7 protein-coding genes are annotated in these 12,308 nt (G+C 42.9%); all 7 read right to left on the reverse strand.

From position 1 onward, the window contains the following. Window positions 1-7: 7 nt before the first annotated feature. The gene (locus IJI01_RS01610) at window positions 8-1,165 is read right to left on the reverse strand and encodes a YibE/F family protein (RefSeq protein ID WP_292184820.1); all 1,158 of its coding nucleotides are present in this window, start codon (window positions 1,163-1,165) and stop codon (window positions 8-10) included. A gap of 138 nt (window positions 1,166-1,303) precedes the next feature. Then, window positions 1,304-1,741: an ATP-binding protein gene (locus tag IJI01_RS01615; RefSeq protein ID WP_292184823.1), complete on the reverse strand. Its 438-nt coding sequence runs from the start codon at window positions 1,739-1,741 to the stop codon at window positions 1,304-1,306. After that, complete coding sequence (locus IJI01_RS01620; protein WP_292184826.1) at window positions 1,741-2,037, reverse strand: STAS domain-containing protein; 297 nt, start codon at window positions 2,035-2,037, stop codon at window positions 1,741-1,743. Before IJI01_RS01620 ends, IJI01_RS01615 begins: the two co-directional genes overlap by 1 nt. A 35-nt stretch (window positions 2,038-2,072) precedes the next feature. After that, a complete protein-coding gene (locus IJI01_RS01625; protein WP_292184829.1) occupies window positions 2,073-2,888 on the reverse strand; it encodes an alpha/beta fold hydrolase in 816 nt (271 codons plus the stop codon). Further along, a complete protein-coding gene (locus IJI01_RS01630; RefSeq protein ID WP_292184831.1) occupies window positions 2,889-3,779 on the reverse strand; it encodes an alpha/beta hydrolase in 891 nt (296 codons plus the stop codon). It abuts the gene before it with no gap. A 3-nt stretch (window positions 3,780-3,782) separates the two neighbouring features. Further along, window positions 3,783-6,200: an alpha/beta hydrolase gene (locus tag IJI01_RS01635; RefSeq protein WP_292184833.1), complete on the reverse strand. Its 2,418-nt coding sequence runs from the start codon at window positions 6,198-6,200 to the stop codon at window positions 3,783-3,785. A 23-nt stretch (window positions 6,201-6,223) separates the two neighbouring features. Next, the coding region (locus IJI01_RS01640; RefSeq protein WP_292184836.1) for a non-ribosomal peptide synthetase at window positions 6,224-12,308 on the reverse strand (6,085 nt) is incomplete at its 5' end.

Here is a 12,308-nt window from a genome sequence, read left to right on the forward strand (position 1 = left end):
CCCTCTCTCAATTTCTTTTCTCTATAGTGGCAGAGAGAATTGCCACTATCGGTACTGTAAGTACTATCCCTATACTGCCTGCCAGCCCCTGAATAACTTCTCTCGCAACCATATCAGTGTTGATAAGCTGCGTAAAACCAACGTTGTAATAATAGATAAGAAGGAGAAGTGTAAAGGATGATCCTACAAAAGCAAGGATCAGGGTGTTGGCCATAGTTCCCATAGCATCACGTCCAATGTTCATCCCTGAACGAAATAGCTCCATGGCCGTCATCTGGTCGTTAACCTCGTGAAGCTCATGTACGGCAGATGCAATGCTCATTGCAACGTCCATTACTGCTCCCAGAGATGCGATCAGAATACCCGCTGTAAAAAGACCTGAAATTTTCATTCCATGGTCTGTACCGATCAACAATAACTCTTCAGCCTCATTAGTCTGAAATCCTGAAATGTGTGAAACATAGCCGGCGAATGCCGCAAAAATACTTGCGATCAAAACTCCCGCAAGAGTTCCGAGTGCACCACTGATGGTCTTCTTATTGATCCCATCAATCAAAACAAAAGTGAATACCGTAGTATAAAAGACAATTAGAACAGTAGCAGGTATGGCTGGAAAACCATACTCAAGAAGCGGGAACAATATCCACACTATAGCAAAAAGAGTAAACAACAGAGAAACCAGCGCCATAGCGCCCTTGCCTCTTCCTATTAATATAAGAGACAACGCAAACACTCCAAACATCACCAAAAGTATCCCGGTTCTGTCATAGCTATAGATAAAAGCACTATAGCCTTCGCCCTGAGGATCAAGACGCACAATAACTCTCGTCCCTTCCTGCGCATTTATATTAAACAGTGCGCTCAGGTAATTAGTGGTCTGATACTGTTTGCCCTTAAAGGCTCCAGATGACACCTGTACTATAACTTCCTGTGATCCACGAAGGATTCCTTCTGTATTCTCATCTCTCTGGGTATTATCCTGAATAAGCTGCGTTACACGCGCTCTGACGAAATGCGATGTGGCACTGGTATCGGACTTCTCTACCAGTCCAAATCTGATCAGACAAACAGACACGACAAAAATTGCCACCAGAATAGTAATGGCCGCAATACGTTTAAAGTCCCATTTAGGATTAAGAGTCCTTGTCCCCCGAACATTCCCCATTATTCGACAGTAGCTCCTCTAAAAATACATGACTAAAAACCGATAAAAAACGCACGCCTGAATTATTATTTTCAAGGGGTGCGTTTAATATTCTAACAGATTAAATTCATAATTACTACATTAAATCTTAAGATAATTTTAATATTTTTTGCTGAAGGACAGAACGTTATGGTTGTCCTCATATTTATAAGTCATAGAAGTCATTGTCTTCTTGACCATAAATATTCCAAGGCCACCAATCTGCCTCTCACTTGGAGGCTTTGTGACATCAGGATCAGGCTTTTCCAGTGGATTATACTTAAGTCCACCATCAATAAACGTAATCGTAACCTCCTGATTCTCATCAGATACGATCACCTCAATCGGCCCTGTTCCCGAATCCGGGATGGAATCTCCGTTTTCATCCAGTTGCCCATAGGCATAGTGGGCCACATTAACGTAGATTTCTTCCACAGCCACAATTATCTGGTCATGGACAAGTTCGTCGGTAATGTGTTCACTTATGATATCATCGACAAAACCTGTAACCACGTTTAAATTGTCCATCGTAGCTTCTAATTTAATATTTTTATCCATTATTCAATCTTCAAAAAGTCTGAGAAACCTGTAATTTCGAATACTTCCTGAATCTGAGGGCCTGCGTTTTTGATAACAAGCTCGCCCTGATCATTCATAACCTTCTGAGCATTAAGGATTACCCTTAGGCCTGCAGAGGAAATAAACTTAAGGTCAGTAAAATCAAGTACCATCTTCTTGGTGCCACTAAAGGATTCTTTAAGTGCTGCATCAAGATTAGGTGCTGTTGTAGTATCCAGCTTACCCTCAAGAGCAATAATAACTTCATCACCGTTTTGAGTCTTGTTGATTGTCATGGTTATCTCCTCCATGTTCTTTTTAATGGTTATTTTTATAGTAGCACATTAACGAGTTTCTGTGCAAAAATATCCGGATTATCCATAATAAACATATGGTTACCCTCAAATTCTTCAGATCTAAATTTATTGGCTGTGTTTTCCCTATACCAGTTAACCAGCTTAGGAGAAAATATAGACCCCGGATTAGCATAGAAATATACCAAAGGAACATTCATCTTTTTGACAACAGCTCTGTTATCCTGCGCATCCAGTGATTTGATAAGGCTTCTAAGTACGGTCTCATCACAATCATCAAGTCTCATTTTGATCAGTCTGTCCAGAACAGGCTTGGGAACCTCAATAAGCTCAGGCATTGACTTAAGGGAGAAGTCCTTGTAAATAGTATAGAAATCATACTTCTCGTAATCATCTGCTTCTTTTATTAATGAATCTTCTATCTTACTGCCAAGCTTCCACTCCGCGTCATTTAGCTGCTTGGGAGACATATCACAGATAATGGTCTGCTTGATCTTGCCGCAGCCATACATATCAATGTACTTAAGAGCTACAGCGCCGCCCATGGACCACCCAAAGAGGTTGATATCCTTAAGTCCAAGGGTAGTGATCAGTTCATTAAGGTCTGAAGCCAGAGTCTCTATTCCAACCTGTTCCTTGTTGGCATCCTTACTCTCTCCATGTCCGCGAAGGTCATAGATGATAAATCTTGCCTTTTCCTTCATAAGCTCAACCGGTCTTGAATAGATCTCGTGAGAGCTTGCCCATCCATGCACCATTACAACAGTTTTCCTGCCACTTCCTATATCCTGGTAAAAAAGCTGTTCTCCGTCCTTTAATGTTAACCAGCTCATTTAGTCCTCCTGGAAGAATTTAGTCACGTCATCAAGAACTTCAATACTTTCCGGCAAAAAGCTCTTCTGTGCAGGAAATGCATGTGTCAGTTCCTTGTTCCCTCTATAGAACATGACTTTGCATTTATTTCCCGCTCTCTTAAGAGCATCAGCAAAAGACAAAGTGTATTTGCCAAGAAAATCCACATCACTGGATGTCAGATGCATCGGCGGGAGAATATTTATTATCTCCGGATTTTCCGGGTTCATGAGCTTCATGAATTCCTTGTCCTTGCGCATTTCCTTGAATATCTGCTGCGGATAAAGTACCCCAATGAGATCTAGCTTATCTGTGTAGTACATTCCGCTAAAACATGCCATTTTCCTTATATTAAGTGTAGAAGTTCTGCAGTTTATCTTTTCCCACAGAGCCTGAGATCTGTGTATAGCCACAGTGTAGATTGACAAATAAGCTCCAGCGCTCTCTGCCACTACATTTACCCTGTCCCTGTCGCCATTATAATCCTGCAGATGCTTGTCTACATATCTAAAACCTGCTGCCACATCTGCGATTTCCTGCATGAGTGTTGCGTCATCCATCAGACGATATGAAATAGCAAATACCAGAAATCCCCTGATAGCCAGTAGCTGACACAGGTTATACTCGATGGTCTGATTGCCTGTGTACAACCCTCCGCCATGTACCATGATGATAACTGGGAGTTTTGCACCAGACTCAGCATACTTTTTACCTCTGTAGACATCCACCTTAAGAGGATTTCCATCATCTCCACGGTATTCCAGATTAAGTTCCGCTGAAATATCATCCCTTATAACCGGAGTAATTGACTCCAGTATCGGGTCTGCTTTCCTCTGAACAAGCTTGGAAAAGTAGTACATAAAGCTGTTCATAGCTTAATCCTCATAGTAATAGTCAGTCTTGGAAGGCTCAAACAGAACTGCAAGCATTGCCATAAGCTGCTTCTTGGACTCTTCTTCTGGGTTCACATCCGCAGCTGCAGGCTTAGCGTTCTTTTTCTGACCAGCCTGTCCAATGATATTCATGACAATAATTCCAATCTTCTGCAGAATTTTATTCATGTCATGGACATTTCCATTAATATCTTTCCATATTAATGGGTTGTTAACTGCAGGAGCAGCCATTGGTCTTACCATAGGCACCATGCGAGGCGCCTGCATCTGCTTAACTGGCCCAATACTGAACAAATCCTTATCTGACTTCGTTCTTCTGCCAACTGCCTTCATCAGATAGTTATTCAGGACTACTATCTGAGGGTGGGCTCCATGCTTAGCAAAGAAAGCCTGAAGTGCTGCCATTTTCTCTTTTTCCATCTTCTCTGTGAAAAGATATACCACATCAAGGCTGGATGCATTCATCTTATGTCCCTTGGCATAATTTACGATTCTCTCGATATCGATTCTCCTCAGGAACAGGTAGTTAACGTGATTTCTGCACACATTCTTGAAGAACTTCTTGTTATAGCCTGCCATATGAGTGATAACAAGCTGATTTCCAAGGAAAAATGTAAGCTGAAGCTGATTGATCATGGCTGCACGCGCATACAGATCACAGGACAATGCAGTGATCGCTGTCCTTCCATCCTTGGCGTAGAGTGAGCCAAGCTCATAGATACTCTTGTTTATCTGATCATCAGAAAGCTCCACTACTTTATACTTATCCTCAGTGTCATTAACTTCATGGAAAATGACAGTAGGTTCATCAGTGTTATCAGAAGTAACGATTGGTGTCGCCTCATATTTCTGGATAAGCTCTGACATGAAGCTTATTCCCTGAACCTTCTTAAGGAGCTTGACGTTATTCTTCATCAGATTGAGATTAGCTTCAGCAATCTCTTTCTCCTCGAGCTTGGATTCCAGAACTATAATATTTCTAAGACCAAGCTTGTCCTTGTTATCCACAAGATACTTAGCATAGCTTGGAGGAGTCGCATAATCTGTGAGGATCACGTCTGTGATCTTCTCATTCTGTATCAAGGTAGCAAGCTGCTCAGGATAGCCCAGAATCTGATATGGGCAAAGAGATACTACCGCGCCTGTCATATTAAGTGCGTAGAAGCTGTAGATTGCCTCCGTTGTCATAGCACCCGGAATCGCAACACGGGCTTTATTCTTGCCTGTAAGACCTATAGCAGAAAATACTTCTGCATAGTTATCCCATTTTCTGAACATCTGACGGTAGCTGACCGCCTTGTCGTTACTCTTAAGGGCAGGTGCATCAAGTCTGTCATCTCCAAAGGAATTGACTGTTCTGATAGCCTTATGGAGCTTGATCTTACCAAGCTTTCCTGTCTCCATCTGCTTTTTAAGAGCCTTGAAATCCTTTTCCTGCTGAACAGAGTTAAGCTGTCTTTCTGCATAGATAGCAGCCTCTTTTTCAAAGAATTCCAGCATTTTATTGTTGGCATCGATACTCTGCTCAAGGTCGGGATGTGCAAAGTTAAAGGTATGCATCAGGTAATCTTCGCTGTAATAGAGCATCTTGGAAGTCTTGCCCGCACGCTTTAATGCTTTGTTAAAAGAAATAGTGTACTGGTTAAGGAAATCGCCCCTACTTGTAACAAGGAAGGTAGGCGGAAGGTTATTAACAATTTCAGGGTGCTCAGGGTTCATGTACTGGATGAAATTAGGATCATCCTTCCTGTCACCGTAGAACTGCTCAGATAAAAGAGCTCCCAAAATATCGTCCCTGTTGGTATAGAACATACCACAGGAAATACCAAGAGCCTTGAATACCATACGGCTTGGCTCATGGCCGATAACCTTCTGAAGCTTAACTGAATTCTTCATGGCAGCTGTATAGATAGCAAGGAATGCTCCTGCACTATCGGCTGTCAGGAATATTCTGGAGTAATCAACATCGTATTCAACCAGCTTTTTACCCACAAGATCCAGTCCGGCGCAGACATCATCAAGCTGCTCGCAGACATTGGCTCTAGGCGCAAGCCTGTACTCTATAGCGAATACAAGATAGCCCCTTGAAGCCAATTCTCTTGACAGATTAAGGGAAATCTTACGATCTCCGGTAATAAGTCCGCCGCCGTGAATAGCAACGATTACAGGAAGTTCTCTGCCTTCATACTCTTTGCCTGAAGGTTCAAAAATATCCATGGCAAGAGGGATTCCTTCACGGTTAATATACGGATTGTTCCTAAGTTCCCTGACATTCTTGGGAACCTCTTCCTCTGATGGTTGCGCAACACTACCTGTGTTTAATCCCTGGAGCACCTCGAGTCCGATACGGATAGCTCCGCGCCTAATTTTTCCGGCCATAGCAGCATTTTTATCAGCCATGATGAATTCCTCCTTTCCGGATATCATTTAAGTTTTCCTAGTCCTCTTTCATTCATTACATCTACAAAGATCTTGTCATAAGTAGGTATCATGCCAGGATCGTTATGTAAACTAAAGTGATCTCTGTCAGGGAATTCAATAACCCTGAAATCTGCAGAGTTCTGCTTTGCAAGGGCTACTCTGATCTCAATCTCCTCCTGGGTATTATTCTGCATTGCAAGAAGGAGTATTGTAAGACCTTCATAGCACTCAAAGCTCTTAGGTCCAGCATTGAGGAAACTAAGCATACTGTACGCAAATAGCATGTTCTCCTCAGGAATATTGTTCTCTTCAAACTTCTGAACAAGGAACTCATCCAGATCTTCATGCTTATAAGTCTTAGCGAAGCTCTCGCCCTGTGAAGGAACCATGTCAGAGTCGCCAAGGAATACAGTAGGTGCACTTCCTCTGATTCTTCTGGTCTTGGAGGCCAGACTGTGTCCAAGCTCTCCACCAAAGGAATATCCGATAAATCCGAATATGCCGTCGTCCTTAGGAATAGACAGCTCCAGAAGAGTCATAACAGAGTTGGATACCTCATCGAAGTTCTCACCTGGATACAACTCGTTGTAGTTGTAGTTAATATCTTCAACTACGATTACGTTAAATCTCCTGCACCAGTCATCCACAAAGTGCTGAATACTCATCTGAAGAACGATTCCCAGAGTAATTACCATTGTAGGCTTTTCTGGAACATACTCATTGTAGTACTCGAAAACTCTCATTCCCTTGCGCTCAAGCTTTCTGACAAAGGATGTGCCCAGCATATCTGTAAGAGCAAAGTTATCCTTGGTTATATCTGCAAGATAGGACATTACCTTGGTGGACAAAAGATATCCTGTAAGTCCTGTGCAAGCACTGATAACTGGATGGCACGCTATTACAAGGAAGCTTTCATCGCCCTTTCCTGTGATGCAGAATACGTTAAAGAGCTGCTCTGTAAGAGTATTAACCTTCTTATCCAGAAGCTCTGTATGAAGCTTCATAGCCTCTTTTTCCGGATCTGTCTTACCAGCATCTATGAAGGTTGCAGTGAGCCTTCGGCTTGTAAATACGAGCCTGTCTGCTTCCACGTTCTCATGAGCAAAGGCAGTATTAACAACTGTAAATCTGCTGTTTACCTTATCAAGAGTCTTCTGAAGGTCTTCTTTACCAATCTTGGTGCCAACCTTGAATACTCCTGCGTAGTTGTACTTACTAATGTCGCTGCCTTCAAGTATCTGAGTAAGATCATCTGCTTCAGCCTGTGACAGAGGTCTTATACTCTCAATTGCTTCTCCTGCAGAAGTTACCTCATTCATTACGTAGTCAAACTCTTTCTGTGACCACTCCTTCTCCTGATAATCTTCAGCAGTGTAGATAGTTTCTTTCTGAGCATTCAGGAAAAGAACTTCATCCTGCAGCTGAGTTAAGATATTCTCTGCAATACTCTCTATCTTGTTCTTACTGTAAATAGCCTCATTGTAAGTAATATCGATTCCGAAGTTACCGCCAGTAACCACGCAGTTAATGTTAATATCAGAGCCAAAGCCATTTTCGCCGAGGTTACTATCTGCAAATTCTGGAAGCTCAAGTACTCCCTGAACTGGCTCGAAGTATCCGCCTGACCTGTCGGCATCATCCATTTCACCCAGATAGTTAAAGCTGATCTTGGCAATATGATCTGCTGAGTATGTAACCTTATTATCTCCATCTATGAAGCGGAGAATGTTGTAGCCAACACCCTTAACAGGAACTCTGTGAAGAGTTTCCTTGGTAAGTACCAGGTCAGCTTTAAGGTCATCTCCCTTACCACCTGTGATTCCGCTCAGTACAACTGGGTAGATAGAAGTAAACCATCCAACTGTTCTGTCAGTAGCAAGCATTTCAGAGATATCCTCTCGTCCATGGCCCTCAAGCTGAATAGAAACGTCAGATACTTTTTCTTCCTGACAATAAGCTCTTGCAACTGCTGTGATGAGAACATCGTTCATATCAAGATGGATCACATCTCTCTTAGCACCCAGAAGGGCCATTGTATTGCTCTTGTCCATCTTAAAGCTTACAGAGCCAAAGGTTCTGTTATAATCCTTGGCATCTGAATATGGCATTGAAGAAAGCTTCTCTTGAACCTTATTCCAATATGGAATCTCTGATGCAAGAACGTCACTGTTTCTATAAGTCTTAAGAGCATTTACATAATCTCTGTAAGTACTTGTCTTGGAATCAAGAGTAATCTCTTTATCCCTGAGTGTAAGCTTATAAGCCTTCTCAAGATCCTGAACAATGATTCTCCAGGATACACCATCGATGATAAGGTGATGCGCTGCAATAAAGATCATATCCTGATCATTACCATGAATAAGTGCTACTCTTACAAGAGCCTTCTCCATGTTGATACCATTCTTTACATCACTGCAGATCCTTGCCACATCACTATCTGACTTGGCTGTGTATTCCTCGAGTGGCACGTCACTACTTACGCCATTTACAAGGAGTTTACCATCTCTATAAACTGCCCTTAACAGGTCATGCTGATAGAAAATAGCCTTAAGTGACTCTTTTAACTTATCTATTTCTGCACGCTTCTTCATACCAAGCAGAATCTGCTGTGTGAAGTGTGCGCCCTGTGGAAGATCAAGGTCCTTATAGAAGGCTACGATCGCACTGTCTTCAATCTCTCCCTCTATTGGATTCTGATCTATGTCGATGAGGAACATTTCTTTCTCAACCTTGGCAGCAATATCACGTGCGGTCTGCAGGCTGAGGATATCGCCAATCCTGAGCTGTATTCCCTTGTTATGAAGGATACTTACAAGTCTGATTCCTTTGATGGAATCCCCGCCAAGTGCCTGGAAGCCTGCTGTTACGCTAACCTTATCAGTCATTCCAAGAGCTTCCTGCATAGCATCAGCTACTATCTCTTCATACTTGGTCTCTGGCTCAACATAAGCGTCTTCGTTCATTATCTCTGGCATAGGAAGAGCCTTACGGTCAACCTTGCCATTGACTGTCATAGGAATAGCATCAAGTGCTACAAATATGGATGGAACCATGTAATCAGCAAGCTTCTTGGCCATATACTTGCGCAGATCTTCACTTACCTTATCTGCTTCAAGGCTTGCCTTCATAGCTTCCTTGAGTGTGAAGTACAGGATCAGCTGATTCTTTCTGACATCAGCTACTGCCTGCTCTACAGCGTAGTGATCATCAGCAATCTTCTCAATTTCACCAAACTCTACTCTGAAGCCGCGAAGCTTAACCTGATTATCTATTCTGCCCACATACTCAAGCTGATCGTCAGCATTGTATCTTACAAGGTCACCAGTCTTATATGCTCTAAGCTTGTTTCCAGCAACTGTTATCTCTACGAAACGGTCGCGGGTAAGTTCATCCTGATTCCAGTAACCCTCTGCAATCTGAGGTCCTGCCAGGTAAAGCTCACCTACCATCTGCTGAGGAAGGAGCTTGCCATAAGGATCACATACAAGGCTCAAAGTTCCCGGAACAGCTCTACCGATAGGAATATCTTCCTCATCTCCGTTTACTACATAGTAGGAAGAACATACTGTAAACTCAGTTGGTCCATAGCCGTTTATTACCTTGAAGGATGTAGCAGCAGAAGGAAGAAGCTTCTCGCCACCCATCATCAGGTAATCGAGGTCAAGATCCTGATCATACTTCATAAGTTCCATACCAATAAGTGTGGATACAGTAAGACCAGCAATCTTGTGCTCTGCTATATACTCATCCATCTCAGGAATATTCCTACGGAGGTCTTCACTGAAGATGTGAAGTGTTGCACCAACCGCAAGTGGACAAACAAGGTCATCAAGTGATCCATCAAATGCAAAGCTGTTAAAGTGTCCATAGCTCTTTTCCGCACTTATCTCAAGCGCCTTGGTTCTCCAGCTTGCAAAATGTCCAAGTGATCTGTGGCTCTGAACAACGCCCTTAGGTCTTCCAGTAGAACCTGAGGTATAGATCATGTAAGCATAGTTATTAAGAGTAGGAAGATTTATCTTCTCCTTACCATTTCTTGCAACTGCTTCGTCAATGATCTCCTGAGTCACAACAACCCTGGCTCCTGAATCCTCCAGCATATATCTGATTCTCTCTGGTGGATACTCAGGATCAACAGGAACATAAGCTGCTCTTGCCTTCATGATACCAAGCGCTGCTATTACAAGCTCTTTGCAGCGGTCCATCTTAACTGCAACAAAGCTGTTCTCTTTGACCTTCTGTGAAATAAGGTAACGTGCAAGGGCATCCGATCTCTCATTAAGCTCCTTGTAGGTCAAACTTCCCTTATTATCAATAACTGCCACATGCTCAGGATATTTTTCTGCCGATGCTACAAACATATCAATCCATGTAGCCTTATTCTCGGCTGCCTTTTCTCCCTTAGACAGCTCAAACAGAGCCTTTTCTGTCTTCTTATCAACAGTCTGAACAGCTGAAAGCTGCTCTTCTTTTGCAAGAGACTGTGAAGTCTGTGCGATGGCTTCTGCGAAGATCTTCATATCTTCCTCAGAATATCTGTTTCCGTCATATTCGATAGCGATATTGTAATCATCGCCCTCTGGATATACAGTTACAGCAATCGCAAACTTAGTAGTATCTGTTGAAAGAGCTATCTGCTCTATTCCATCAATCTGTCCACCTTCGAACAATCCGCCCTGGAAGATGTACATGATCTGCGCATGCTCGCCAAGGTCTGTAGCGATCTTTGTATATGGATACAGCTCGTTGGCTGTTGTTGCACGCATCTGCTCATTCATATCCCTTACAAAGGAAAGTGTATCTGCAGGAGAAGCGCTTCTGTCTACCAGAACAGGAAGTGTTCTTGCGAACATACCTACGCTGTTCATAAGTCTTGTATCAGCAGAACGTCCGCTACTGATAGTTACATAGAAGGACTTATCCTGTCTTGTTACTCTCTTTAAGGTCTCTGAGAATGCAGCCTGCATGAAGCTTGCAGCAGTAACCTTATTCTTCTTGCAGTACTTATCTATTGTCTTGGCACTAGTCTTAGTGTTGATTATTCCGTAGGCCTTTCCATCAGGCTTAACAGAATCCATGTAGGAAGCTGCCTCTGCGCCGCTAAGAAGCTTATCAAAGTATGTCTTGGCGTCATTGTAGGCCTGTCCCTTTATGTAATCCTGTTCAAAGAGTGCATACTCACAGCCTGAAACAGTCTCTTTTTCCAGAGTCTGTCCATTATAGGCTGCCATAATATCGCGCATGAGAACTCCAGCGGAAATTCCATCGTAGATAATGTGATGGATATCCATAAAGAGCCATGTCTTCTTAGGTCCGGCAATTACTCCGATTCTGTAGAGTCTGTCACCAATAAGGATAAATGGCTGAACTCTCTTCTGGAATTCTTCAACTGGTGGCTCTTCCGGTGAAGCGTTAAAGAGAATCTGAGGTTCCTCATCTCTTCGCTTCTGCATCAGCTCACCATCCTCGAATACAATCCTTGTACTAAGATATGGATGGGCATCAATTGCCTTAGCAACAGCACCTGCAAGGCGCTTAGCATCAACACCTTCAAATACGTACAGGTTAGGCACATTGTACTGAAGAGTTGATCTGTTAAGCTCCCACTCTACGTAGATACCGCGCTGGTTCTCAGAGATAGGATAATATTCCTGCTCCTCATAATCAGGGATGCCGAGGGCCTTCTTATCAGCGCCGCCATCAAGCATAGTTGCCACATCGCGGATTGTAGGAGTCTTTAATATATCTGCTACAGTAATCTTCCTGCCGAGCTCTTTATTTATCGCTGCAGCAAATCTCATGGAAACGATAGAACTCATTCCTGCTCCCAGAAGATCATCTGTAACACCAAAGTTCGAGCTTCCGATAGCCTTGTAAGCAAGGTCAAGGAGCTGCTTTTCAAGCTCTGTTTCTGGCTCAACCTTCATGAAGCCTTCAATCTCAGGCTCAGGCATAGCTTTTCTGTTAACCTTGCCATTAGGTGTAAGAGGCATGTCATCCATCAGTACGTAGACTGTAGGAATCATGTAGTCTGTAAGTTCTTTAGCCAGGAACTTACCAAGCTCCTTGGTATCTACCTTCTTACCA

Source organism: Butyrivibrio sp. (assembly GCF_017433805.1).
In the GTDB taxonomy this organism is placed as follows: Bacteria; Bacillota; Clostridia; order Lachnospirales; family Lachnospiraceae; genus Butyrivibrio.